This window comes from Corynebacterium senegalense (assembly GCF_900411315.1).
Lineage (GTDB): Bacteria > Actinomycetota > Actinomycetes > Mycobacteriales > Mycobacteriaceae > Corynebacterium > Corynebacterium senegalense.
In genome coordinates this window covers 2208096-2234069 of record NZ_LS990887.1, presented here as the reverse complement: position 1 = coordinate 2234069, position 25974 = coordinate 2208096, and the positions used below count along the sequence as shown (strand labels likewise).

General features: G+C 69.3%; 21 protein-coding genes. 3 read left to right on the top strand and 18 right to left on the bottom strand.

Annotated features, from left to right (window positions below):
* Nucleotides 1-61 precede the first annotated feature (61 nt).
* The 5 genes from rplS to rpsP form a co-directional block, all read right to left on the bottom strand.
* Nucleotides 62-409 carry a 50S ribosomal protein L19 gene (gene rplS / locus DYZ02_RS10815; RefSeq protein ID WP_115686254.1) on the bottom strand — a complete coding sequence of 116 codons (348 nt, stop codon included), beginning with the start codon at nt 407-409 and terminating at the stop codon, nt 62-64.
* Between the two features lie 113 nt (nt 410-522).
* Nucleotides 523-2814: a Tex family protein gene (locus DYZ02_RS10810; RefSeq protein WP_115686253.1), complete on the bottom strand. Its 2292-nt coding sequence runs from the start codon at nt 2812-2814 to the stop codon at nt 523-525.
* A gap of 10 nt (nt 2815-2824) precedes the next feature.
* Complete coding sequence (trmD, locus tag DYZ02_RS10805; protein WP_115686252.1) at nt 2825-3910, bottom strand: tRNA (guanosine(37)-N1)-methyltransferase TrmD; 1086 nt, start codon at nt 3908-3910, stop codon at nt 2825-2827.
* Nucleotides 3903-4403, bottom strand: coding sequence for a ribosome maturation factor RimM (rimM, locus tag DYZ02_RS10800; RefSeq protein WP_115686251.1), 501 nt, complete (start codon nt 4401-4403; stop codon nt 3903-3905). Before rimM ends, trmD begins: the two co-directional genes overlap by 8 nt.
* Nucleotides 4404-4527: 124 nt before the next feature.
* Nucleotides 4528-5034: a 30S ribosomal protein S16 gene (gene rpsP / locus DYZ02_RS10795; protein WP_115686250.1), complete on the bottom strand. Its 507-nt coding sequence runs from the start codon at nt 5032-5034 to the stop codon at nt 4528-4530.
* A 366-nt stretch (nt 5035-5400) separates the two neighbouring features.
* On the opposite strand from rpsP, the gene DYZ02_RS10790 reads away from it, so the two are divergent.
* A complete protein-coding gene (locus DYZ02_RS10790; RefSeq protein ID WP_115686249.1) occupies nt 5401-7533 on the top strand; it encodes an acyltransferase family protein in 2133 nt (710 codons plus the stop codon).
* A 27-nt stretch (nt 7534-7560) separates the two neighbouring features.
* On the opposite strand, the gene ffh is transcribed toward DYZ02_RS10790, so the two are convergent.
* From ffh to DYZ02_RS10775, 3 genes are all read right to left on the bottom strand, one after another.
* A complete protein-coding gene (gene ffh / locus DYZ02_RS10785; RefSeq protein WP_115686248.1) occupies nt 7561-9210 on the bottom strand; it encodes a signal recognition particle protein in 1650 nt (549 codons plus the stop codon).
* 100 nt (nt 9211-9310) lie between these two features.
* Nucleotides 9311-9649: a P-II family nitrogen regulator gene (locus tag DYZ02_RS10780; RefSeq protein ID WP_115686247.1), complete on the bottom strand. Its 339-nt coding sequence runs from the start codon at nt 9647-9649 to the stop codon at nt 9311-9313.
* Entirely contained in the window at nt 9646-11133 is a 1488-nt protein-coding gene (locus DYZ02_RS10775) for an ammonium transporter (RefSeq protein ID WP_115686474.1), read from the bottom strand. Before DYZ02_RS10775 ends, DYZ02_RS10780 begins: the two co-directional genes overlap by 4 nt.
* Before the next feature lie 280 nt (nt 11134-11413).
* On the opposite strand from DYZ02_RS10775, the gene DYZ02_RS10770 reads away from it, so the two are divergent.
* Nucleotides 11414-12838 (top strand): HNH endonuclease signature motif containing protein, encoded by a 1425-nt coding sequence (locus tag DYZ02_RS10770; protein WP_115686246.1) that lies wholly within the window; start codon nt 11414-11416, stop codon nt 12836-12838.
* Between the two features lie 36 nt (nt 12839-12874).
* On the opposite strand, the gene ftsY is transcribed toward DYZ02_RS10770, so the two are convergent.
* Genes ftsY through gdhA form a run of 9 tightly spaced genes read right to left on the bottom strand, consistent with a single transcriptional unit; the run spans nt 12875 to nt 24220 of the window.
* Nucleotides 12875-14482 carry a signal recognition particle-docking protein FtsY gene (ftsY, locus tag DYZ02_RS10765; protein ID WP_425451027.1) on the bottom strand — a complete coding sequence of 536 codons (1608 nt, stop codon included), beginning with the start codon at nt 14480-14482 and terminating at the stop codon, nt 12875-12877.
* A gap of 39 nt (nt 14483-14521) precedes the next feature.
* Complete coding sequence (gene smc / locus DYZ02_RS10760) at nt 14522-17962, bottom strand: chromosome segregation protein SMC (protein ID WP_115686244.1); 3441 nt, start codon at nt 17960-17962, stop codon at nt 14522-14524.
* 26 nt (nt 17963-17988) lie between these two features.
* Nucleotides 17989-18273 (bottom strand): acylphosphatase, encoded by a 285-nt coding sequence (locus tag DYZ02_RS10755; protein WP_115686243.1) that lies wholly within the window; start codon nt 18271-18273, stop codon nt 17989-17991.
* A gap of 26 nt (nt 18274-18299) precedes the next feature.
* The gene (locus tag DYZ02_RS10750; protein WP_115686242.1) at nt 18300-19796 is read right to left on the bottom strand and encodes an alanine/glycine:cation symporter family protein; all 1497 of its coding nucleotides are present in this window, start codon (nt 19794-19796) and stop codon (nt 18300-18302) included.
* Between the two features lie 53 nt (nt 19797-19849).
* The gene (gene mutM, locus DYZ02_RS10745; protein ID WP_115686241.1) at nt 19850-20695 is read right to left on the bottom strand and encodes a bifunctional DNA-formamidopyrimidine glycosylase/DNA-(apurinic or apyrimidinic site) lyase; all 846 of its coding nucleotides are present in this window, start codon (nt 20693-20695) and stop codon (nt 19850-19852) included.
* Nucleotides 20696-20699: 4 nt separating this feature from the next.
* Entirely contained in the window at nt 20700-21464 is a 765-nt protein-coding gene (gene rnc / locus DYZ02_RS10740; protein ID WP_115686240.1) for a ribonuclease III, read from the bottom strand.
* Nucleotides 21461-21997, bottom strand: coding sequence for a YceD family protein (locus DYZ02_RS10735; protein WP_115686239.1), 537 nt, complete (start codon nt 21995-21997; stop codon nt 21461-21463). Before DYZ02_RS10735 ends, rnc begins: the two co-directional genes overlap by 4 nt.
* Nucleotides 21998-22029: 32 nt before the next feature.
* A complete protein-coding gene (locus DYZ02_RS10730) occupies nt 22030-22827 on the bottom strand; it encodes an ATP synthase subunit B family protein (RefSeq protein ID WP_115686238.1) in 798 nt (265 codons plus the stop codon).
* A gap of 46 nt (nt 22828-22873) precedes the next feature.
* Complete coding sequence (gene gdhA, locus DYZ02_RS10725) at nt 22874-24220, bottom strand: NADP-specific glutamate dehydrogenase (protein ID WP_115686237.1); 1347 nt, start codon at nt 24218-24220, stop codon at nt 22874-22876.
* Nucleotides 24221-24452: 232 nt separating this feature from the next.
* Between gdhA and DYZ02_RS10720 the strand changes: the two genes are divergently transcribed.
* Nucleotides 24453-25586 carry a glycerate kinase gene (locus tag DYZ02_RS10720; protein WP_115686236.1) on the top strand — a complete coding sequence of 378 codons (1134 nt, stop codon included), beginning with the start codon at nt 24453-24455 and terminating at the stop codon, nt 25584-25586.
* Here the strand turns inward: DYZ02_RS10720 and DYZ02_RS10715 are convergent.
* Entirely contained in the window at nt 25556-25954 is a 399-nt protein-coding gene (locus tag DYZ02_RS10715) for a hypothetical protein (RefSeq protein ID WP_115686235.1), read from the bottom strand. The genes DYZ02_RS10720 and DYZ02_RS10715 overlap by 31 nt on opposite strands.
* Nucleotides 25955-25974: the final 20 nt, after the last annotated feature.

The following is a 25974-nucleotide window of genomic DNA, read 5'->3' as shown; positions in this document are numbered from 1 at the left end:
CCCCGGACGCGCGAACGCCCCGCACTCCGGCGTGGAGTGCGGGGCTTTCCGGCGCTGAAGACTAGCGGCGCTCCTTGATGCGGGCGGCCTTGCCGCGCAGCTCGCGCATGTAGTACAGCTTGGCGCGGCGGACGTCGCCCTTGCGCAGGACCTCGATCTTCTCGATGTTCGGGGAGTGGACCGGGAAGGTGCGCTCGACGCCGATGCCGAAGGAGACCTTGCGGGCGGTGAAGGTCTCGCGGATGCCGCCGCCCTGGCGGCGGACGACGAAGCCCTCGAAGAGCTGGGTACGGGTGACGGAGCCCTCGATAACCTTGACGTGAACGCCCAGGGTGTCGCCGGGGCGGAAGTCGGGGATGTCGTCGCGCAGCTGGCCTGCGTCAACAAGGTCAATAATGCCGTTGCTCATCTAAGCAATCCTTTACGTTTAAGGACAGAGGACCCTAGCGGCTTTTCCCCTGCGGGGCGCTCGGCTGGTTCATGTCTCCTACAACAACCTGTGCGATTTTACATAGGCGCCGGTCAGTTACCAAATCCGGCCTTCTTCAGGGCGTCAGCCATGGAGCCTCCCGCTTGTCGACGCCCTCCCCCGCGCCCCTTCTTCCCCGCGGCGTTTCCGGCGTCCCTCCCCTGGCCGCGCCCACCGCCCTTGGGGGCCGGGGTGCCCGGCTCGTCGCTGAGCCTGAGGCTCAGCCCGATGCGCTGGCGCTCCACGTCGACGTCCATGACCTTCACCTTGACCACCTGGCCGGAGCGGACGACGTCGTGGGGGTCGGAGACGAACTTCTCGCTCATGGCGGAGACGTGGACGAGCCCGTCCTGGTGCACCCCGACGTCGACGAAAGCGCCGAAGGCGGCGACGTTGGTCACGGTGCCCTCGAGGATCATCCCCGGGGTGAGGTCGGAAACCTTCTCCACCCCTTCCTTAAAGGTCGCGGTGACAAACTCGGGACGCGGGTCGCGCCCAGGCTTGTCCAGCTCGGCGATGATGTCGGTGACGGTGGGCACGCCGAAGGTCTCGTCGGCGAACTGCGCCGGGTCGAGGCGGGTCAGGACCTGCGTGTTGCCGATCAGCTCGACGGTGGCCAGCCCGGTCGCGGCGGCGATGCGCTCGACCACCGGGTAGGCCTCGGGGTGCACCGCGGAGGCGTCGAGGGGGTTCGACCCGCCGCGGATGCGCAGGAATCCGGCCGACTGCTCGAAGGCCTTGGGGCCGAGGCGGGCCACCTTGCCCAGCTCCTTGCGGGTGGTGAACGAGCCCTTCTCGTCGCGGTAATCGACGATGTTCTTCGCGATTGTCGGCGAGACGCCGGCAACGCGCTCGAGCAGCGGGACGGACGCGGTGTTGAGGTCCACGCCGACGGCGTTGACGGCGTCCTCGACCACCGCGTCGAGCGCGTGGGCAAGGGCCGCCTGGTTCACGTCGTGCTGGTACTGCCCCACCCCAATAGACTTCGGGTCCACCTTCACCAGCTCCGCCAGCGGGTCCTGCAGGCGGCGGGCGATGGAGACAGCCGAGCGCAGCGAGACGTCCATGTCCGGAAACTCGGCCGCGGCGATCTCGGAGGCGGAGTAGACGGACGCCCCGGACTCGGAGACCACGACGGGCGTGGGCCGCGCGCCGCCGGCCGCGGCGATGAGGTCCGCGACTTCGCCCGCGAGCTTCTCCGACTCGCGCGAGGCGGTGCCGTTGCCCACCGCGATCAGCTCGACGCCGTGGGTGGCCGCCAGCGAGGACAGCTCCTTGACGGCCTCGGACCAGCGGTTCTGCGGCTGGTGCGGGTAGACGATCGTGGTGCCCAGCACCTTGCCGGTGCCGTCGACGACGGCGCACTTCACCCCGTTGCGGTAGCCCGGATCGAGCGCCAGCGTCGCGCGCTGGCCGGCGGGCGCGGCGAGCAGCACGTCGCGCAGGTTGGTGGTGAACACCTCGAGCGCACCCTGCTCCGCCTTCTCCCGCAGGCGGGTGCGCGTGTCCAGGTTGGAGGAGACCTGCAGCTTGGTGCGCCAGCCCCACCGCACCGCCTTGGCCAGCCAGGCGCTGGTGTGAACGTCGAGGTCGAAACGCCCGGCGATCATGCCCTCGTAGACGGCGTCCTCCCCCGGGTCGAGGTCGAGGGTGAGCACGCCCTCCGACTCACCGCGCAGCAGCGCGAGGATGCGGTGGCTGGGAAGGGAGGAAAACGGCTCGGAGAAGTCGAAGTAATCGCGGAACTTCGCGCCCTCGGTCTCCTTGCCCTCCACGGCGGAGGCCTTCATCGTGCCGGTGGAGTAGAAGCGCTCGCGGACTTCGCCGACCAGGTCGGCGTCCGTGGTGAAGCGGTCGACGAGGATGGCGCGGGCGCCCTCGAGCGCGGCCTTCTCATCCGCGAAGCCCTCGGTGGTGAAGCGGCTGGCGAGGGCCTCCGGGTCGGCGGAGGGGTCGTCGACAAGCAACTGCGTGAGCTCCTCGAGCCCCGCCTCGCGCGCGATGTCGGCCTTGGTCTTGCGGCGCTTCTTGAAGGGCAGGTAGAGGTCCTCCACGCGGGCCTTGGTGTCGGCCTCGGCGATCTGGCGGCGCAGCTCGTCGGTGAGTTTTCCCTGCTCCTCGATGGCGGCGAGCACCGCCTCCTTGCGCTCGGCGAGCTCGGTGAGGTACGCGTTGCGCTCCTCGATGTGGCGCAGCTGGGCGTCGTCGAGCCCGCCCGTGGCCTCCTTGCGGTAGCGGGAGATGAAGGGGACGGTGTTGCCGGCGGCGAGCAGCTCGAGCGCCGCCGCCACCTGCTTGTCCGCCACCCCGAGTTCTTTCGCGATGGTGCCTGCGATGAATGTCATTCGTGTAACTTTAGCCCGCCTCGACCGTGCTCCCCTCCCAGTGCCCCTTCATCCCCGCCGTCCGCGCGACGGCGGCGGTGGCCTCCTCGCAGCCGAGCGCGGTGCGCCCGCGGACCGTCACCTCGCCCTCCCCGAGGGTCACCTCCGGGTCGCGGTAGCCCGCCTTGCGCAGCGCGCGGCGCATCCGCTTGACGACGTCCCCCTCCCGCCCCCGGGGCACCTCCCCGCGCAGGGTGGTCACCACGTCCCGGCCGTGCAGCGCAAAGACGTCGTCCTCGTCGAGCTCGACGGCGTCCAGCAGCTCCGGGCGCACCCGGCGGGTACGCAGGAGCGACTGGTCGCGCCGCCACCGCCGCACCCTGGCGTGGTCGCCGGAGAACAGGACCTCGGGGGCGTCGAGCCCGCGCCAGGAGCGCGGCCGGGTGTAGGACGGGCCCTCGAGCAGGCCGTCGGAGAAGCTGTCCTCCTCGTGGCTCTCCGTGTTGCCGAGGACCCCCGGGATGAGCCTCGTGACGGCCTCGGCGATCACCAGCGCCGCGACCTCGCCGCCGATGAGCACGTAGTCGCCGATGGAGACCTCGCGCACCCGGTAGCGCTTCTCCGCGTCCTCGAAGACGCGCTGGTCGATGCCCTCGTAGCGCCCGCAGGCCACCACGATGTGCTCCTCGCGCGACCACGCGCGGGCGTCCGCCTGCGTGAACGGCGCGCCTGCCGGGCTGGGCACGAGGAGCAGGGGCCGCGCGCGGTCCTCCCCCGAGTCGGCGTAGGGGCGCGGGGCGACGGATTCGACGTCGTCGTGGCGCGGCCGGTCGTTGCGGTGCAGGGCGGCGGAGTCGAGGGCGCGGCCGGAGCGGCCGGCGGCGACGTCGTCGAGCGCCGGGCCCCACACCTCGGGCTTCATCACCATGCCGGGGCCGCCGCCGAGCGGGGGCGCGTCGACGGACTTGTGGTTGCCGGTGGCCCAGTCGCGCAGGTCGTGGACCCCGACCTCGACGATGCCCTGCTCGATCGCCTTGCCGAGCAGCGCGTGGCGCAGCGGCTCGAGGTACTCGGGGAAGATGGTGATGACGTCCAGGCGCAGCCGCGGGCTAGACATCGAGCAGCCCCTCGGGCGGGGTGATGGTCAGGGTGCCGCCATCCAGGTCGATCTCGGGGACGAAGTCGATGACGAAGGGAACGAGGACCTCGCGGCCCGCGTAGTCGATCTCGAGGATCTTGCGGTTCGGGGTGTCCATCACCCCGGTTACCTCGCCGACCTGCTCGCCCTCGTGGATCACCTTCAGGCTGATCAGCTCGTGGTCGTAGTACTCCTCGGATTCCTCCTCGCGCTCGAGCGGGGCGGCGAAGAACTGCATGCCGCGGAGGCTGTCCGCGGCCGTCCGGTCGGGGACCTCCTCGAAGCTGAGCAGGAGGCGCTTCTGGTGCGGCCGGCAGGTCTTGACCGTCAGGTCGCGCTTCTTGCCCGCCTGCTTGCCGTGCAGCACCTCCCCGACTGCGAAGCGGACGTCGGGCTCGTCCGTGAAGACCTCGACGGCCACCTCTCCCCTGATCCCGTGGGACTTCACGACCTTGCCAATCAGTAGCTCCATGGGCGTACACAGTAGCAGGCGGGCCCGACACGGCCGCCTCCGCAGACAGCAAAAATCCCGGCCCCGCCGAGCGGATGCTCGTGGTGCGGGAACCGGGATCGCAGAGGCCAGTAAGGCTTCTGCCTTAGTTCTCCTCGGATGCCTCGGCGTCGGCGGACTCAGACTCGGCAGCCTCAGCCTCAGCAGCCTCGGCGGCGGCGGCAGCCTCGGCCTCGGCAGCGGCCTTGGCCTCCGCCTCCTCCTTGGCCTTCTTGCGCTTCTCGGTGATGGCCTCGGCGGACGGGCCGTTGTTGGCTTCCTCGAGGGCCTTGTTGAACAGCTCGAGCTTGGACGGCTTCTCCTCGGCAACCTTAAGGGTGCCCTCGGCGCCCTCAAGGCCCTTGTGCTTCTGCCAGTCGCCGGTGATCTTCAGCAGGGCGAGGACGGGCTCGGTCGGCTGGGCGCCGACGCCGAGCCAGTACTGGGCGCGCTCGGAATCGATGCGGATGAGCGAGGGCTCTTCCTTCGGGTGGTAGATGCCGATGTTCTCGATGACCTTGCCGTCGCGGCGGGCGCGGGCATCGGCGATGACGACGCGGTACTGTGCGTTGCGGATCTTGCCGAGACGCTGGAGCTTGATCTTGACAGCCATGAAAGTTCCTTCGTGAGTCACTGGGCAGTTCAGACACCCGCCGCGGATCGGCGGGCCGGTTCAACCCTTCTTCTTTTACCTGCGCGTGACAGGCCGGCCGACCAGTGGGACGGACCCGGCGCTTACGCAGAATGATCGTGTGGCACGCTGGCACGCCTCGCGGCAACCGGCACACAACCCGCATTACACTACCCGGGCGGTGGGCGCCAGCCAAATCCCTCCGGGGCACGCGGGCAGCCGATTCACCTGAAATTAACCAAGCCCGTCGCGCGCTGGGTATGGTCGTGAGACGTCTTCCGGCGCGAACGATGAGCGCCGGACGGGAGAAGCGGCAGTCCAGAAAAAAGAGAAGCGAGGTTCGTCCCCATGGGCGGTTCCACACCGCAGCAGCGAGCGAGCTCCTACCGGGTCGACCTCGACGGGCTGCGCGGTATCGCCATCGCGCTCGTAGTCATCTTCCACGTCTTCGTCGGCAGGGTCTCCGGCGGCGTCGACGTATTCCTGCTGCTGTCGGGGTACTTCTTCCTCGGCTCGCAGCTGCGCTACGCGCTGCGCCCCGGGCCCAACCTCAACCCCTGGTGGCCGATCTGGCGGACGCTGCGCCGCCTCGTCCCCGCGCTGGCCGTGGTCATCGCGGCGACGGCCGCGCTGGTGTTCACGCTCACGCCGGGCCTGATGAACACCGAGCTGGCCCGCCAGTTCACCGCCTCCCTGCTCTACTACCAGAACTGGGAGCTGCTCCGACAGGAGGCGGACTACGCGGCCGCCGGTCAGGGCACGTCGCCGCTGCAGCACTTGTGGTCGATGAGTGTGCAGAGCCAGTTCTACCTGGCGGGCATCCTCCTTGGCGTGGCCCTGGCCTGGGTCACCTCGCGCGGCGGCCTGGCCACGCGAACTGCCCGCAGGGCGGCGGCAGTCGTGCTCGCAACGGTAACCGTCGCCTCCTTCCTCTGGGCCTCGCGCTACGGCCTCGTCGGCACGGCCGCGAACTACTACTCAACGTTCTCCCGCGCCTGGGAGCTCACGCTGGGCGGCCTGCTCGCGCTGCTGCCCTCCACGGTGCGCATCCCCCGCAGGTGGGCGGGCTGGACCGCCGGGACGGGCCTGGCGATGATCGCCCTGACCGGCGTTGTCATCCCCACCTCGCTCGCCTTCCCCGGCCCCCTGACGCTCCTGCCGCTGACAGGAGCCGCGCTGGTGATCCTCAGCGGCAACGACAACCCCGTGTCCGCGGCGCTCGCCTCCCGTCCGGCCACGTGGCTCGGCGAGACGGCCTATTCCCTGTATCTGTGGCACTGGCCGCTGCTCATCCTCGTCTCGGTCCTCGGCGGCTACGACACGCCTCCGTACTGGGCCGGGCTCGCGGTGATCGCGGTCTCCCTCGCCCTCGCCCACGCCACCCACCAGCTGGTGGAGCAGCCGCTGCGGCAGCACAGGAAGCGCCCCTCCGCCGGGGACGCACCCGTGGACGGGGCGCGCCAAAGCCTGCGCACCAGGGAAGGAGCCGGCCGCGCGGCGGGGGGCGTCGTCATCGCGGGGCTCGCCGCCGCGGTGCTGGCGGTGCAGCCGTACTGGCACCAGCGCGTCGTGGAATCAGACGGGCCCCTCGACCCCTACCGCTACCCCGGCGCCATGGCGCTGCGCGGGGCGGAGGTACCGGATCTTCCCCCGCTGCCGGACCCCGGCATCGTCTCCAGCATTTACCCGCCGATCGGGGTCGACGGCTGCATGGTCTTCATGACCCAGGGCGCCGACGACATGCCGGGGCCCGAGTGCGTCTACGGCGACGCGGCGGCCTCGACCACGGTCGTTCTCGCCGGCGGCTCGCACGTCGAGCCGCTCGGGGTCCCCCTGGACATCCTGGGCAGGCAGCACGGGTTCCGTGTGGTCCCAATGGTGCGGCAGGAGTGCCCCATCGTCGTGCGCTACGACGACGTCGTCTCCGACGTGTGCGCCGAGTGGTCCCGCAACGCCCTCGACGCGATCGAGACTTTGGACCCCGACCTGGTCATCTCCACCTCCACCCGGCCCGGCGGCCGCGCGGGCGGGGCCAAGCTGAGCGTCGACGAGGTGCCGGAAAGCTACCGCGAGGTCTGGGCGGAACTGGCCGACTACGGCATCCCCTTCCTCGGGCTGCGCGACAACCCGTGGATCTTCACCCCCGAGGGCGACCACATGGATCCGAACCTGTGCCTGGTCAGCGGCGCGAACGAAGAGGACTGCTCCATGGCGGCCGAGCTCGTGTACGGTCCGGCCGACCCGGCCGCGCTCTACCTCGACGGCACGGGCAAGCAGTGGGGGGCGGACACGGCGGGCTGGTACTGCCCGGGCACGACGTGTCCGCCGTCGATAGGCAATGTTTCCGTCTACCGCGACCAGAACCACATTTCCAACGCCTACGCCGCGACGCTGGCGCCCCTTCTGTGGGAGGTCATCGAGCCGATTTTCGACGACCTCGGCACCGTCTACAGCAAAAAGCCCGCTCCCCTGCCCGAGTAGGGCTGAGGGAGCGGGCCGCCGGTCCAGCTACTTGCGCTTCTTGCCCAGGTTCTTCATCGCCTGGTTGAAGTCGAGGTTGTTCAGGTCGAGGCCCTCCATCCCCGGGGGCATCTGACCCGTCTGACCCATTTGACCCATCTCGCCCTGGAGCTTCTTCAGCTCGTTCATGTCGGGCATCCCGCCCGGCATCGGGGGCATTCCGGGCATCCCGCCGGGCATCTGCGGCATGCCCGGGTTGCGGCGTTTCGCGGGCTTGCGCTTGCCGCTCTTGGTCTTGCGCCCCTTGGGCTTCTTCTTCGTGGCGGAGCGGCCCCCGCCCACGCCGGGCATGCCGGGCATGCCGAACTGGCTGGCCATCTGCCCCATCATCTTCTTGGCCTCGAAGAAGCGCTCGACCAGCTGGTTGACCTCGGAGACGGAGACGCCGGAGCCGTTGGCGATGCGCTTGCGGCGCGATGCGTTGAGGATCTTCGGGTCCTCGCGCTCGGCGGGGGTCATGCCGCGGATGATCGCCTGGATGCGGTCGAGCTGCTTCTCGTCGACCATGTCGGCCATCTCGTTCATGGCCTTGCCGCCAGGCATCATCTTCAGCAGGTTGCCGATGGGCCCCATGCGGCGCACCATGAGCAGCTGGTTGAGGAAGTCCTCGAGCGTCAGCTCGCCGGAACCGAGGCGCGAGGCGGCCTTTTCCGCCTCCTTTTCGTCGAAGACGGTCTCCGCCTGCTCGATGAGGGAGAGCAGGTCGCCCATGCCGAGGATGCGGCTGGACATGCGGTCGGGGTGGAAGACGTCGAAGTCGTCGAGCTTCTCGCCGGTGGAGGCGAACAGGATCGGCTTGCCGGTGACCTCGCGGATGGACAGGGCGGCACCGCCGCGGGCGTCGCCGTCGAGCTTGGTCAGGACGACACCGGTGAAGTCGACGCCGTCGGCGAAGGCCTGCGCGGTGCTCACCGCGTCCTGGCCGATCATCGCGTCGATGACGAAGAGGACCTCGTCGGGGTTGACGGCATCGCGGATGTTGCGCGCCTGGGTCATCAGGGTCTCGTCGATGCCGAGGCGGCCGGCGGTATCGATGATGACCACGTCGTTCTTGTTCTGCCGCGCGTATTCGACGCCACGCTTGGCGACGTCAACCGGGTCGCCGTGGGAGGTCCCCATCTCGTGGCCGTAGGAGTCCGTGGACGTACCCGGGTCCGGCGCGAAGGTGGGCACGCCGGCGCGCTCCCCGACGATCTGGAGCTGCTGGACGGCGCCGGGGCGCTGCAGGTCGCATGCGACGAGGACCGGGGTGTGGCCCTGCTTCTCCAGGTGCTTGGCCAGCTTGCCGGCCAGGGTCGTCTTACCGGCACCCTGCAGGCCGGCGAGCATGATGACGGTCGGCGGGTTCTTGGCCAGGTGGAGGCGCCTCGTCTCGCCGCCGAGGATGTTGGTGAGCTCCTCGTCGACGATCTTGATCACCTGCTGCGCTGGGTTGAGAGCCGCCGAGACGTCGGCGCCGAGCGCGCGCTCCTTGACGCGCTTGATGAAGGCGCGCACCACCGGCAGCGACACGTCCGCCTCGAGCAGCGCGATGCGGATCTCGCGGGCGGTGGCGTTGATGTCCGCCTCGGTGAGCTTGCCCTTGCCGCGCAGGCCCCCCAAGGCTGTTTGTAGGCGGTCGGACAGAGACTCAAACACGGTGGGCACTCCCTTTGCTGCTTGTTCGGGGCTGAAACGAGCGTGAAATCAACTCGCTACAGCCTAGCGCGTGCGCCGCTCGGCGGGCACATCCACCCGATCAGATCGCGTCGTGGTCGGTCTCCCCCGTGCGCACGCGGATGACCTTGCAGACGTCGCTGACCCACACCTTCCCGTCGCCGATCTCGCCGGTGTAGGCGGCGCCGACGATGGCGTCGAGGGCGTCGTCGGCCTGCTCGTCGGTGACGAGCACCTCGATCTTCGCCTTGGTGACGAAGGCGGAGGAGTACTTCGCCCCGCGGTAGTACTCGACGCTGGCGATCTGCCTGCCCGCCCCCTGCACCTCGGTCACTGTGATGCCGTGCACGCCGACGCCGTCGAGGGCCTCGCGGATGTCGCTGACGGTGAACGGTTTGACCACTGCGGTGATGAGTTTCATTCTCCACTCCCTCCTTGCGTCGCGGCGGCCGGGGCCGACGCTTTCTTGGCGGAAACCTTACCTTGCGGCACCGGGCGCGCGGAACGGCGCTTCGCTTCCTCGCCGTGCGGCTCGCGGGCCTCGTTGAGGCCGAGCTCGGCTGCGGACTTGTTTCCCGCCGGGACCCCGCCCGGGCGCATCCCGGGCCCGCCGAGGTCGTAGCCCGTCTCGCGGTGGACGGAGTAGTCGACACCGTCGAACTCTTGCTCGCGGCTCACGCGCCAGCCGATGGTGTACTTGATTGCCAGCGCGATGAGAAGGGTGAGGACACCGGCGAAGACCATGGCGGCGAGTGCGATGACGGTCTGCACGACTAGGAGACGCCAGCCGTCCGCGCCACCGCCGGTGAAGATGCCGTTGCCCGCGGAGAAGAACGCCAGCCCGATCGTGCCCCACACGCCGGCGACGAGGTGGACACCGACGACGTCGAGCGAATCGTCGTAATTGAACCTGTATTTCAGGCCGACGCCGTAGCAGGCCAGCACTCCCCCGATGAAACCGAGGGCCAGTGAGGACACCGGCGAGAGAGCCCCGGCGGCCGGCGTGATTGCCACGAGCCCGGCGACCACGCCCGAGGATGCGCCGAGGGAGGTGGCGTAGCCGTCGCGAAGCTTCTCGATGGCGAGCCAGCCGAGCATCGCCGCGGCCGCGGAAGCCGTGGTGTTGACCCAGGCCAGGCCCGCGAGCCCGTCTGCCGCGAAGGCGGAGCCGCCGTTGAAGCCGAACCATCCGAACCACAGAAGCGCCGCGCCGAGCATCACCATCGGCAGGTTGTGGGGCCTGGAGTTGGACTTCGGGAAGCCTTGACGACGCCCAATCACCACCGCGAGCACCAGAGCGGCGGTACCCGCGGAGATGTGCACGACGGTGCCGCCGGCGAAGTCGATCGGCGCGATGCGCGCCTCGCCGTTCTCGGTGCCGTACATCCACGCCGCGATGGAGTGTTCGTGATGGCTGAGAAGGCCGCCACCCCACACCATGTGGGCGAGGGGGAAGTACACGAGGGTGGACCACACGCCCGCGAACAGCACCCACGCGCCGATCTTCACGCGGCTGGCGATCGCACCCGAGATGATGGCCGCGGTGATGGCGGCGAAGGTGAGCTGGAAGCCGACGTCGATGATCGCCGGGTAACCGTTCGCGCCGGCGACGTAGTTTCCGTTGGCGTCCATGACCGCGTTCCTCAGCCCGAAGAACTCGAAGGGATTGGCCACCACCCCGGCCAGCGACTGGGTGCCGTAGGACATCGACCAACCCCAGAGGATGTATACGACCGTGATGATCCCCAGCGCCGTGAAGGACATCATCATCATGTTGAGCACGCTGCGGCGCGAGGACATCCCGCCGTAGAACAGTGCGAGCGCCGGTGTCATGAGCAAGACCAGGGACGCCGATACGAGTATCCAGCTCGCATTTCCTGATGCCGCAAGTTGATCTGCAGTCACCGCCATCACCTCTTTCGCATTATCTATCTATCGTTCGATTGTTTTCAATCCCCTAAACCGTAGAACGACAACCAAAACCTTGGGAATACCCGTCGATTAATTGAGATGCACATCACATGGTGGGTAGTCGTGCGTCTTTCATGGACCGGCTGCGGGTTTTTGTGGGCGCGGGAGAGTCGAAACTACGTACGGTACTTTTGCGCATTTTTCCATTGCTTGGTCTTTCGAGCCGTTCATATGTTCGATATAATAAAAGCAGGAAAACAAGGGGGACATATACATGGACCAGCGCACTGACCCGCGCCTGGCGGGGGCACAACTCATCATCGACGGCGAGCACCTCATCTTCCGCCGCTTCGCCGACCCCGACGACGACATCCTCGACGGTGACGTCGAAGAGATCACCACCGAAACGATGCTGCTCACCCGGCGGGGCAAAAGCTACGTCGAAAACGGCATCTTCGCCTACGCGCGCTTGCGCGACCTGCCCCAATTACGGGAACTGCACAACCGCCACAAACACCTGGACATCCCTCGCCTCAATGCCATCGACCGCACCCTCAACGTCCTGCCCGCCGATACCTCCGAAGAAGTCTGGCAGACTATCGACGCCATGCTCAGCGACATGCTCTCCCCCACCCACCCGACGCGCCCGTTGCCGACCATCTGGGCGATCACCCGCCGCCTGCGCCGCCTGATTGCCACCATCGACGCATCGGTCAACTTCGACCCCGTCGCGCGAAAGAAGCGTTCCATCCCCACCGCCACGCAGGCCAGCATCTATCCCATCAACATCAACGGCCAGCCCCTCGGCGAACTCACGCTCACCACCAACAACGCCACCATGGCGGGAATCCGCGCACACCTGACCGCGACCGCCCGCCACCACAAGCTCTCTCTGCCCGACGCCATCATCAAGCTCCTCGCTGGCGACATCACCCCCGCGGTACAACCCGTGATCTACCTCTACACCCCCACCACTCCCGGCCAGACCCCACACATCCCCGGCTTCGGCCCCGCAACCGCCGATGACCTCGAAACACTTCACCGCATCTACGACGCCAGTCCGCCCCGCACCATCAATCTCGACGCAGCCAGCGAGGCGCACACCGACGCCTATCGACCCACCGACGCCATGGCCGCCTACATCCACGCCCGCAACCCCACGTGCATCTACCCCGACTGCCACCAGCCGGCCCACCGCTGTCAGCTCGATCACCGCATCCCCCACGACCAGGGCGGACCCACTACTCCCGCCAATCTGTATCCCCTGTGCCAACACCACCACAACACGAAAACAGACAAGCGCGCCTTCTACATCCCCGATCCCCACACTGGAGACATCATCTGGCTCTTCCCCAACGGCACCTGGACCACCGCCGCCACAGACTCCATCATCCGCCACCACACAACCCCCACCAACCCCCGCTGGGCGGTCAGCCTCGCCCAGGAGCGCCACGAACGGGCCACCGTGGAGCGCTTCCACGCCGCCTGCCACACCTTGTGTGACACCTACGACGAAACCGGAGACCTCGAAGAATGCCTCACCGGGATCCGCGCACTGGAACGGGAATACGGCCTCACCTTCGACTTTGCGCCCCAGCCCGACACCTCCTGGCTCCCACCCGAACCGGACCCGCACGAGCCTCCCTACCCCGACCCCCTCGATACCACGGCCGACGAACCGCTGGCCAACGCAATGTAGGCCCCACCGAACGGCAGGGCCTACACCACAAACGAACTACCCGAGCAAGGCGTCGACGAAGCTCTCTACCTCGAAGGGAGCCAGATCATCCGCGCCCTCGCCGAGGCCGACGAGCTTGACGGGCACACCCAGTTCTTCCTGGACCTGGAAGACAATGCCGCCCTTCGCGGTGCCGTCCAGCTTGGTCAGCACCACGCCAGTGATGTCCACAACGTCCCGGAAAACCCTCGCCTGCGTGATGCCGTTCTGCCCGACCGTCGCGTCGAGAACAAGCAAAACCTCGTCAACATGGGTCTTCTTCTCCACGACCCTCTTGACCTTGCCCAGCTGGTCCATCAGGCCGGTCGCGGTGTGCAGGCGGCCCGCGGTGTCCACCAGGACCACGTCCGCGCCCTGGTCCACGCCGGTGGCGACTGCATCGAAGGCCACGGCCGCCGGGTCCGCACCCTCCTTGCCGCGCACGGTGGAGGCACCCACGCGGCGCCCCCAGGTTTCCAGCTGATCCGCCGCAGCCGCGCGGAAGGTGTCAGCGGCGCCGAGAACCACGGAGTGCCCCATCGAGACGAGGACTCGCGCCAGCTTGCCGGTCGTGGTGGTCTTGCCGGTGCCGTTGACGCCGACAACAAGGATGACGGCGGGTTTGCCGTCGTTAGGCATGGCCTTGATGGAGCGGTCCATCTCGGGCCGCGCGGCCTCGATGAGGGTCTCGCGCAGCATCGCCCGGGCCTCGGCCTCGGAGGTCACGCCACGCTCGGCGATCTTCTCGCGCAGGCTGTCGGTCACCTTCATGGTCAGCTGCGCGCCGAGGTCCGCCATGATGAGGGTGTCCTCGATCTCCTCCCAAGCGTCCTCGTCGAGGTCGCCCGCGGTGAGGATGCCGAGAAGCCCCTGGCCAATCGCGTTCTGCGAGCGGGACAGGCGCCCGCGCAGCTTGCCGATGCGCCCCGCGGCCGGCTCAATCTCATCGAGGGGCTCGCCCGGCTCGGGCTCCGCCACAACCGCGTCCTCCGACGGCTCGGCCCCCTCGCGGAGCGCCTCGTCGGCCGCCTCCGCGGTCACAGCAGCGGCCTCGGCGGCCTCCTCGGCTTCCTCCTCCACGGCACGCTGCTTATCGACGTCCGCGGGCTCTACAGGCTCCACCTCCTCAACCGGCTCCGCTGCCTGGTCCTGCGCGGGTTCGGTGGGCTGAGCGGGCTCTACGGGCTCAACCTCCTCAGCCGGCTCCGCCTGGGGCTCCGCCGGCTCGGCAGGCTTAGCGGGCTCTACCGGCTCCACCTTCTCAACCAGCTCCGCAACCTCAGGCTCTACCGGCGCGGACGCGGCCTCGAACTCGGGGTCGTCCGGGGCGACGGGCTCCTTCGGCGTCTCCGCGACCTTGGGCGCCTCATCAGCCTTGGATGCGACGGTGCTGCCGTCGCGGCGGACGAGATCGGGCTGGGCGGCCGCGGGAGCGAAGTTGAATCCGCCCGTGGCCTGGTAGTTGCCAGACTTATCCTGCTGGGTCAGCTCCTTCGGCTCCTCCTTCTTTTCGAAGGTCACCGTCTTCGACTTCTTGCGGCGGTTGCCGGCGACGATCACGCCCGCGACGATGAGGACGAGCGCCACCAGGGCAACGATGATCCAGAGAAGGGTCGTACTAGTCATGGTGTCCATAGTGCCAGCAACCCGGTGCGTCGCGCGCGATTACTCCCCGGCGGGGTTCATCCGCTGGGAGATGACGCGGGTGACACCGTCGCCGCGCATCGTGACGCCGTAGAGGACGTTCGCGACGTCCATCGTGGGCTTCTGGTGGGTGATCACCAGCAGCTGGGAGTCGCGGCGCAGCTCCTCGAGCAGGGCGATGAGGCGGCGCAGGTTGACGTCGTCGAGCGCGGCCTCGACCTCGTCGAGCACGTAGAACGGGCTGGGGCGCGCGCGGAAGATCGCCACCAAAAACGCCAGCGCCGTCAGCGACTTCTCCCCGCCCGACAGCAGGGAAAGGCGCTTGACCCGCTTGCCGGGCGGGCGGGCCTCGATCTCGATGCCGGTGGCGAGCATGTCCTCCGGCTCGGTGAGGACGAGGCGGGCCTCGCCGCCCGGGAAGAGCGTCTGGAAGACCCGGGGGAACTCGGCCTCCACGTCGCGCCACGCGTCGGTGAACAGCTGGAGGATCTGGGCGTCCACTTCGGTGATGACGCCGCTGAGGTCCCGGCGCGCCTGGATGACGTCGTCAAGCTGCGTGGACAGGAAGCTGTAGCGCTCCTCGAGTGCCTTGTACTCCTCGAGCGCGAGGGGGTTGACCTTGCCCAGCGCACGCAGGTCCTTCTCGGCCTGGCGCAGGCGGCGCTCCTCGGCGGCGCGGTCGAAATCCTCGCCGGGGGTGTATCCGGCGAGGAGGTCGGAGATGGCGATGCCGAGAGACTCCGTGATCTTCGCCTCCGCCTCATCGATGCGGACCTGCGCCTGCGAGCGGGCGATGTCGGAGGAGTGCGCGCTGTCCGTCAGCCGCTCGAGCTGTTGGCGGGTCGCGCTGACCTTCGACCGGGCCTGCTGCAGCTGGGCGCGCAACGAGTTGACGGTCGCGGCGAGCTCGTCGCGCTCCGCGGTGGCGCGCTCGAGCGCGGCGGTGGCACGTGCCACGATGTCGCGGGCGTGCCCCGCCACGACGCGGGCCAGCTCCGCCTGCGCGCGGCGCTTCGCCACCGCGGCCTCGTGGCGGGCCTTCGCCTGGCGCTCGTGCTCCGCCTGCCGCCGCAGGGCGTCACCCCGGCCCGAGAGGGAGTCCGCGGCCTGCTGGGCGCTGCGGGCGGCGAGGGTGGCCTCCATCTCCACGGCCTTGGCCTGGCCCAGGGCAGCGCTGGCGCGGTCGCGCTCCGCGGTGGAGGGCTCGTCCGGGTTGTCTTCACCATCGACGCGGGCGAGGCGCTCGCGGGTCTCGGCGAGCTCTCTGCGGCGCTCGGCCAGGCGCGCCTCCGCCTCGGTGGCGCGGTCGCTGGCGCGCCTGTGCTCGGCCTCGTTCGCCTCCAGCTGCTTCTGCAGGCGCTGGTGGTCGCGGCGCCACGCCTCAAGGTTCGTGTCGTGCTCGCGCAGCGCCGCCTTCGCACCAGCCGCCGCGACGCGGGCGTCCTCCGCCGCGATCTTCGCCCCCTCCAACGTGCCGGAGAGCTCCTCCAGCTGGGCCTGGGCGACCTCGAGCTCGGCGGTGGCGCGGTCGATGTCCCCGCTGAGCTCAACGGAGGTGGCGCGGCCCGACCCGGCCGCCACCCAGCCCTCGCCGACCACGACGCCCTCGCGGGTGACGGCGCGCAGCCGGGGATCCGACTCGACGAGGCGGCGGGCGTGCTCCGGGGTGTCTGCGAGGGCGACGTCGACGAGCAGGCGCGTCAGCGGGCCCCGGATCTCGGGGGCTACGTCGAGGTGGTCGAGGAGCCAGTCCACCTGCCGGTCGCTGTCGAGGCGCCACGTGCCGCCGCCCTCCGGGCGGATCACCACCGTGCGCTCCGCTGCGGCGAGCCTGTCCACCACGTCCTCCGCGCTGCCGACGAGCGCCTCCGCGTAGGGCCCGAGCACCGCCGCGAGCGCCGTCGAGGTGCCGTCGCGCGCCGTGAGCAGCCCAGCGAGACGCGCGAAGCCCTCCCCCAGCACATCAGCCGCCGCGCCCTTCGGGGTCTGCTCGCGCAGGGTGTCGATGCGCGCGGAAAGGGTGAACACCGCGCGCTCCCGCTCGAGCTGGGCGGCCCGCAGCTGCTCCAGTCGCTTCTCGGCGGCGCCGGACTCGGTGTAGGCGCGCACGTGAGCCTCGTCCAGCGGGTCGCGCTCCGCCTCCAGGTCGGCGAGGCGCTCGGCGACACCGGCGGCCTCGCGCTGCGCGGCGCGGGAGCGCTCCCGGGTTTCGGCGAGCGTCTCCCCCAGCCGGGCGATCTCCGCCTCGGCCGCCTCCACCGCGGCGCTCTGCGACTCCTCCTGCGCCAGCAGGCGGACCACGCCCTCGCGGCGGTCGGCGATCGCCCGGACCTGCGCGAGGTGCTCGCGCTCCGCCTCGTCGAAAGCCTTCTGCAGGTCAGCGACCTCCTCGCGGACCGACTCCAGGCGCTCCGCCGCCTCCTCCGCCTGCTCCAGGGCCTCGGCGAACTGCTCGTCGGCAGCGGCCGCGCGCGCGGCCAAGTCATCCGGGTCCTGCCCGTGGTAGGCCACCTCGGCGCGGGCGTTGCCGGCGCGCTCGGTCGCGATGCGCACGGTGGCCCCGGCGCGCTCCACCAGCGTCGACAGGGCGAACCACACCTGCTGCGCCTCCTCGGCGCGCGGCTGAACGTCCTGCTGCTCCTGCTCGATCGCCTCCTGCGCCTCCACGGCCTCCTCCAGCGCGGCGGAAACCGTCTCGACCTGCTCGGCGAGGATCTGCGCGTTGCGGGTGGCGTCGGAAAGCTGGGCACGCAGCGTGACCACCTGGTCCCCGGCGAGGGTCAGTCGGGCGTCGCGAAGCGTCGACTGCACCGTCGCGGCGCGCTTGGCGGCCTCGGCTTGGCGGGCCAGGGGCTTGAGCTGCTTGCCCAGCTCGTCCGTGAGGTCCTGGAGCCTGTCGAGGTTGCCCTGCATGCTGGCCAGCTTGCGCTGCGCCTTCTCCTTGCGACGGCGGTGCTTGAGCACACCGGCGGCCTCCTCGATGAACGCGCGGCGGTCCTCGGGGCGCGACTCGAGGATTTCCGAGAGTTTGCCCTGGCCGACGATGATGTGCATCTCGCGGCCGATTCCGGAATCCGAGAGCAGCTCCTGGATGTCCATCAGGCGCGCCTTCGCGCCGTTGATCTCGTACTCGGAGGCCCCGTCGCGGAACATGCGGCGGGTGATCGCCACCTCGGTGTACTCGATCGGAAGGTGCTTGTCCGAGTTGTCGAAGGTCAGTGTGACCTCCGCGCGCCCGAGGGGTTTGCGCTCGCCCGCGCCAGCGAAGATGACATCCTCCATCTTCCCGCCGCGCAGGTTCTTCGCCCCCTGCTCGCCCATCACCCACGCCAGCGCGTCCACCACGTTCGACTTGCCCGAGCCGTTCGGTCCGACCACGGCGCAGATGCCGGGCTCGAATTTCATCGTCGTCGCAGACGCGAAGGACTTGAAGCCCTTGAGCGTCAGCGATTTGAGGTGCATTGGGGTGATTTTAGCGGGTTCGGGCCCTACCGCTCCTCAAAGCCCTCCGCGCCGCGCGGCTGCGAGTACTGCTCGACCACGGTGTCGACCCTCCCCGGCCGCTGCGCGGTGGAGGGCTCTTCCCGCAGGAGCTCGAGAAGCTTCTCGACGCCCCCTTCCGCGCCCTCGGCGACCACCTCCACGCGCCCGTCGTCGAGGTTCTGGGCGTAGCCGGTAAGGCCCAGTTCGAGGGCGCGAGAGCGCGTCCACCAGCGGAAGCCCACGCCCTGGACCCGACCGTGCACAAAGGCCGTCATTCGCGTTTCGCTCATGACGGCCAGTGTATCGGGTGTGGGTTCTAGAACTCGCGCAGCGAGCGGCGGTCCTCCCAGGTGCGGCGGGTGACCGGGTCGGAGCCGTCCCACACCTCGACGTTGGGCAGCTCGGGGAGCATGTCGCGGTGGAAGACGGGGTCGATGCCCTTGGTGCGCTGCTCATTGAAGTTCTTGAGCAGCTTGATGGCCACCCCGCCCAGCGGGACGAGGGCGATGATGTTGATCGTGGCCATGATGCCCGCCATCGTGTCGCCCAGGGACCACACCAGCGGCACCGATCCGAAGGCGCCGAAGAAGACGAAGGCGATGACGCCGAGGCGAAACAGCGTCATGACGGTCTTGGACTCGGAGAGGTACTCGATGTTCGCCTGCGCGAGGTAGTAGTTGCCGATCACAGAGGAGAACGCCAGGAAGAACAGGATGAAGGTGATGAAGTGTGCGCCCCAGGCACCGACGGAATCGGCGAGGGCGGACTGGGTCAGCGAGGCGCCCTGGATGTCGTCCTTTCCGTAGGTGACCGCCGGGCCGAGGAGCACGATGAACGCGGTGATCGAGCAGACGACGAGGGTGTCGAAGTAGACGCCGAGCGTCTGCACCAGGCCCTGCTTCACCGGGTGCGACACCGTCGCGGTGGCGGCGGCGTTGGGCGCGGAGCCCTGCCCGGCCTCGTTGGAGAACAGGCCGCGGCGCATGCCCCACATGAACGCCATGCCCAGCGTCGCGCCGCCGACCTGCTTCAGGCCGATGGCGTGGCCGACGATGAGGGCGAACATGCCCGGCACCTCACGGATGTTCAGGGCGACCACGATCAGGCCGACGATGATGTATGCGATTGCCATGAACGGAACGATGATCTGGGTGGCGCTGGCGATGCGGGTGACACCGCCGAAGATGATGGAGGCCGTCAGGGCCGCGATGACGACGGCGACGACCAGCTTCAGCGTGTTGGAGTCGCTGCCGAGGGAGCCGCCGACCGCCTCGACGATGGAGTTGGTCTGAATGGCGTTGTAGACGAAGCCGTAGGTGAACGACAGCGCCACCGCGAAGACGACGGCCAGGGGCTTCCAGCCCAGGCCGCGGGTCATGTAGAAGGCCGGCCCGCCGTGGTAGTGGCCCTCGGGGTCGCGGGACTTCCACAGCTGCGCCAGGGTCGACTCGACGAAGGCGGTGGCGCCGCCGACCAGGGCGATCGTCCACATCCAGAAGACGGCACCCGGCCCGCCGACCGAAATGGCCAACGCGACACCGGCGATGTTGCCGGTGCCCACGCGGGAGGCGGCGGAGATGGTGAAGGCTTTGAAGGCGGAGATGCCGTCGTGGTCCTCGTCCAGCTGGTTGCCGTTGGCGTCGACAGCCTTCGGCTTCTCGGTCACCGCCTTGAACATCTCGGGCAGCAGGCGCACCTGGACGAAGAAGGTGCGCAGCCCGAAGTAAATGCCCGCGGCGAGCAGCAGCCAGGGCACGATGTTCCAGATGATCCCGTTGAGAGTCCCGTCGACGAACTCCGTAGCTTTATCCATGGGGGAGATCTTAGGCGTAGATCACAGAATCACCACACCGAGCTGTCAGCTCACTACAGCACCTGGCACTCCGGGCAGTGGTGGCTCGAGCGACCGTTGACCACCACGCGCCGCAGCGGGGTGCCGCACCTGGCGCAGGGCAACCCCGCCCGCCCGTAGGCGTTGAGCGAGCGTGAGAAGTACCCCGAGGCGCCGTTGACGTTGACGTAGAGCGAGTCGAAGCTCGTCCCGCCCTGCTCGAGGGCTCGGGCCATCACGGCGCGGGACTCCTCCAGCAGCCGCACCGCGTCGCGCTGCCGCAGCGAGCGCGCCCGCCGGGTGGGTTTCACCCCGGCCGCCCACATCGCCTCGTCGGCGTAGATGGAGCCGATCCCGCTGACCAGCGACTGATCCAGCAGCACCGTCTTGACCGCCGAGTTCCGCTTCCTCATCAGCCGCGCAGTGCCCACCAGGTCGAAGGCCGGTTCGAAGGGGTCGGGGGCGACGTGGGTGACTGTTGCGGGGATGCGGCGCCCGGTGGGCATCAGGGGGTCGTCGATAAGCGCGGCATATTGCCAGGAGCCGAAGGTCCGCTGGTCCACGAACGCGAGCTCGCCATCGCCTATCGACGCCCGAATCCGCAGGTGCGGGCTGCGCACCGCCCCCGGCTGCCCCACGAGCATCTGGCCGCTCATGCGCAGGTGGACAACGAGCGCTGCGCCGTCCGACAGCTCGAGCCAGAGGAACTTGCCGCGCCTCCCCGTCCCCGTGACGCTCAGGCCGGGAAGGACCTGGGTCAGATCGACGGAATTGCCGCGCGCCGCGCGCGGGTGGAGCACCTCGACGGTGCCGAAGGTGCGACCGACGACGTGGTCCGCCAGGCCGCGGCGCACCACCTCCACCTCGGGAAGTTCCGGCACCCGGCTACCCCCTGTTCGCGAGCGCGACGACCTCGGGGTGGTCGTGGAGGAAGAAGACGGCCTCGCGGGCGGCGTTCTGTTCCGCGGTCTTCTTGTTCTGCCCACGGCCGCGGCCGCGCGACTGCCCCTCGATGAGGACGTCCGCCGTGAAGACCTGCTCGTGCTCGGGGCCCTCCACGGTGGCCCGGTACTCGGGCTGCTCCCCGCCCAGCTCGGCGACGCGCTCCTGCAGGGCGGTCTTCCAGTCCTGGTTCGGCTGCGCCTCGTCCATCTTCTTGCCGAACAGCCGCACGATGACGTCGCGCGTCACCTCGAAGCCGTGCTGGCGGTAGATCGCGCCGAGCAGGGCCTCGGTGGTGTCGGCCAGAATGGAGTCCTTGTCGCGCCCGCCCGTGACCTCCTCGCCCTTGCCCAGCAGGAGGTGTGGGCCGAGGCCGATCTCCCGGGCGACGTCGGCCAGCGCGTAGCGCGAGACCACCCGGGAGCGCATCGGGGACAGATCCGACTCCGGGCGCGAGGGGTAGCGCTCGAACAGCGCGTTGGCCACCGACAGCCCCAGCACGGCGTCGCCGACGAACTCGAGGCGCTCGTTGTTCGGCAGGTTGTCGTGCTCGTTGGCGAAGGAGCGGTGCGTCAGGGCGAGACGCAGAAGCTCCGGCTCGACCTCCGCGCCGAGGCTGGCAAGCAGCGGGGCGTGGTCGACGGCCGCGAAGCCCGCGTCCCAGGCCTCCTCGCCGGTGATCCTGTTCTTCCGGGAGCGCCGGCTCACAGGAACTTCTCCAGTCCGGCCCAGCGGGGATCGAGCAGGTCGTTCTCCTCCCCCGAGACCCCGTCCGGCTCCGGCACCTCCGAGTCCGCCGCGCACTCCGGCAGGCAGGTGGGGTTGAACGGCAGGTTCATCCCCATCTCGTCCACGAACGCCTGCTCCAGGTCGACGGTGGTGCCCACCATCTCCGGGACCTCGTCCCCCGAGCCCTTGTCCTCCTCGGCCTCCGGGTCGCCGACGATGAAGTCCCCGCCGCCGGAGAAGACCTGGTTGACCGTGACGTCAAACTCGGGCGTGAGCGGGGCCAGGCAGCGGGCGCACTCCCCCGCCAGGCGGCCGGTGGCCGTGGCGTCGACCATGACGCCCGAACCGAGCGGCGTGACGACGGCTTCGACGGTGACCTCCCCGCCCTCGGGCAGGGCGATCATCTCCGGGCCGATGCGCGAGGGTGAGGGGCCGGTCTGGGTGAACGTGACCGGCAGGCCGTCGCCCCCCAGCGCCTCAGCGACGTCGAAAACAAAGGGATTAGTAGCCATAACAGCCACTACACTACAACGAAACCGGGTTCCTAGTAATCCACGTCGGAGTCGGCCCGATCCGCCCGCTCAGCGCGCGGGCGGCGGGTGTATTCGCGGCGCTCCCCGCGCCCGTAGCGCTCGTGGGGCTCGTAGGCCTCGCCCGAGATCCCGGCGCCGCGGCGCAGCGCCGAGCGGTCGGAGGAGACGGTCCGCAGGACGGAGGTTAGCGACTCCTCGAACTCCGCGAGCTTGGAGTCGACGTAGTCGTCGCACTCGGAGCGCAGCCGTGCCGAGTCGGAGTGGGCCGACTCGACCAGGCGGCGCGCCTCCTCGTCCGCGCGGCGCATGACCTCGGACTCGCTGATGAGGCGCTGCTGCTCCGCCAGGCCGTCGTCGACGCTGCGCTGGTACTCCTGGTTGCCCGTCTCCACCAGGCGGTCCGCCTCCGCGCGCGCCGAGGCCACCGCGGCGTCCGCGTCCTCGTGGGCGCGGGCCACGGTGCGCTCCGCGTCCTCCTCCGCGTTGGACACGAGGAGGGTGGCGCGCGACTGGGCGTCGGCAAGCATGCTCTCGGTCTGGTTGTGAACGTCGCGCATGATGCGCTCGGCCTCGTCCTCGGCCTCGCCCACGACCGTCGCCGCGCGCTCCTGCGCCCCCCGGAGGATCTCGTCCTGCTGGTCCAGCACGTCCTGCGCGTCGTCGATCTCGACGGGCAGGGCGTTGCGCAGGTCGTCGAGAAGCTCGAGCATCTGGTTGCGCGGGACCATGCAGTTGGCGGTCATCGGCACGCCGTAGGCCTGCTCCACCGTCTGGACGAGTTCATCGAGGGCTTCAAAAACGCGGTACATGATTACTCAGCGTACTGATTAACGGCGCGGCCGGTGATAGCGCGCGCTAGATCACGCCCTGCGCGAGCATCGCGTCGGCGACCTTCTTGAAGCCGGCGATGTTCGCGCCGACGACGTAGTCGCCCTCGCGGCCGTACTCCTTCGCGGTCGTGTCGGCCATCTTGAAGATGTTCGACATGATCTGGTGCAGGCGCTGGTCGGTGTAGTCGAAGGTCCAGGAGTCGCGCGAGGCGTTCTGCTGCATCTCCAGAGCCGAGGTGGCCACGCCGCCGGCGTTGGCGGCCTTGCCCGGGCCGAAGCTGATCTTGTTGTCGCGGTAGACCTCGACGGCCTCCGGGGTCGAGGGCATGTTCGCGCCCTCCGCGACGTACTTCACGCCGTTGGCCACCAGGTTCTTGGCGTCCTGGCCGGTCAGCTCGTTCTGCGTCGCGCACGGCAGGGCCACGTCCGCCTGCAGGTTCCAGATGCAGCCGTCCTCGTGGAAGGTCGCGCCCTGCGCCTCGGACACGTAGGAGGAGACGCGCTCGCGGCGGACCTCCTTGACGTCCTTGAGCAGCTCGACGTCGACGCCGTTCGGGGTCTCCACCCAGCCGGAGGAATCGGAGAAGCCGACGACGGTGGCTCCGAGCTCCTGGGCCTTCTCGATGGCGTAGATGGCCACGTTGCCGGAGCCGGAGACGATGACCTTGGCGCCGTCGAGGGACTCGCCGCGGGCCTTCATCATCTCGTCGGTGAAGTAGACGCAGCCGTAGCCGGTGGCCTCGGTGCGCACCAGCGAGCCACCCCAGGTCAGGCCCTTGCCGGTGAGCACGCCGGACTCGTGGTTGTTGGCCAGGCGGCGGTACTGGCCGAAGAGGTAGCCGATCTCGCGGCCGCCGACGCCGATGTCACCGGCGGGGACGTCGCGGTACTCGCCGATGTGGCGCCACAGCTCCGTCATGAAGGACTGGCAGAAGCGCATGATCTCGGCGTCGGACTTGCCCTTCGGGTCGAAGTCGGAGCCGCCCTTGCCGCCGCCGATGGGCAGGCCGGTCAGGGAGTTCTTGAAGATCTGCTCGAAGCCGAGGAACTTGATGATGCCGAGGTTCACCGACGGGTGGAAGCGCAGCCCGCCCTTGTAGGGGCCGAGGGCGGAGTTGAACTGGACGCGGAAGCCGCGGTTGACGCGGACCTCGTTGTTGTCGTCGATCCACGGGACGCGGAAGATGATCTGGCGCTCCGGCTCGCAGAGGCGCTCGATGAGGCCGTAGTCGGCGTAGTGGGAGTCCTTCTCGAGGACGATCTTGAGGGAGTCGAGGACTTCCGCGACAGCCTGGTGAAATTCGGGCTCCCCCGCGTTTCGCTTGAGGAGCTTGTCGTAGTAGCCAGCTACTTCCTGGTCAATGGAGGTCATGCGATGCACCTTTCTGTTGCGGCGACATGTGGTGGAGCTGCCCGGGCGGGCCGTCCCGTAAACCGAATACCTAACGAACGGCAGGTTTACAACGTCCCTAACAATACGCCCACCCACCGAACGCGCAATAGTTATTCCCGCATTTTCCCGCCCCGCCGCGTGAGCCGCCGGGCCGGGCCGCCGTCTAAAATGGCCCGGAGCACACGTTTTCTCCCCCACCCCGGAAGCAACTATGACGCACATCACTACAGTTCCCGCCCCGTCGACGAAGGTCATCGTGGCCCCGGACGCCTTCAAGGGCACCGCCAGCGCCGAGAAGGCCGCGGAGTGGCTCGGCGAGGGCATCCGCAGCATCATCAAGGACGCCGAGGTCACCCTCGTGCCCATGGCCGACGGCGGCGAGGGCACCTCCGCCCTCTTCGCCGGCGAGCGCATCACCCTGCCCACCACCGACGCCGCCGGGCGCCTCACCGAGGCCAGCTACACCTTCGACGCCTCCACCGCCACCGCCTTCATCGACGTCTCCGCCGCCTCCGGGCTTCCGGCGGTCAAGGACAACCCCGTAGCCGCCACCGGCGACACCTACGGCACCGGCGTGCTCATCGCCGACGCGCAGACCCGCGGGGCGACGAGGGTGGTCCTCGGCCTGGGCGGCTCGGCCACCGTCGACGGCGGCACCGGCATCCTCGTCGCCCTCGGCGCGCAGCCCGTCGACGCGGCCGGGTACAACCTCCCGCCCGGCGGCCGCGCCCTCGAGCGGCTCGCCGACATCGACACCGCCACCGTGAACATCCCGGCAGGCTCCGTCGAGTGGCTCTTGCTTGCCGACGCCCTCGTCCCCGCCACCGGAGACCGCGGAGCCGCCCGGGTCTTCGGCCCGCAGAAGGGCGCGACCGAGGAGGACGTCGAGGCGCTCGACCGCGGCCTCGCCCACCTCTGCGAGTTCGCCGGCGTCGACCCGGACCTGCCCGGCTACGGCGCGGCCGGCGGCGTCGCCATCGGTATTACCTGGCTCTCCCGCCTCCTCCACGGCACGGACGAGCACGTCCGGGTCGTGCCCGGCGCGCGCCTCGCCGCGGAGACACACGGCCTCGCCGAGCTCGTCTCCTCGGCCTCTCTGGTGGTCACGGGGGAGGGCCGCTTCGACGACCAGAGCCCCGAGGGCAAGGTCGTCTCCACCGTGCTCGACATCGCCGCGCAGGCGGGCACCGCCGCCGCCGTGGCCGCGGGTGCCATCGAGCACGAGCTTCCCGCAGGTGTCATCGGCGTCGAGCTGGAGGACAACCCGGACACCCGCGAGCAGCTCATCCGCGCGGGCGCCGAGATCGCGGTGAACTACCTGCGGATCTCCACCGTCCAGGGGTAGATCGAGGGCACCTCGAAGCGCTCCTGCACCATCAGGGCCGCCGGGTCCCGCGGCAGCTCCGCCTTCGGGGTGAGCACCCGCGACAGGCCCATCGCCAGGCGGTTGTAGCTGTCGGCCCCTCCGGCGTCGATGCGGAAGCGGTGCACGCGCGCGCCCTCAGCGTCCGGGTCCGCCCCGCGGTCGGCGCGGTAGACCTCGCGCAGCTGGGCGTCGGTGGTGGCGTCGACAAGCGGCGGCTCCGCGTGCTCGGCCGTGCCCGAGGTGAGCATCCCGCGGCGCACGAGGATGTCGAGCGCGCGCTGGAAGGCGGCCCCGACCTCGGGGGCGGCGGCGTCGGGGACGAGGACGTCAAACTGGATGATCGGCATGGACCAAGGCTAACTAATAC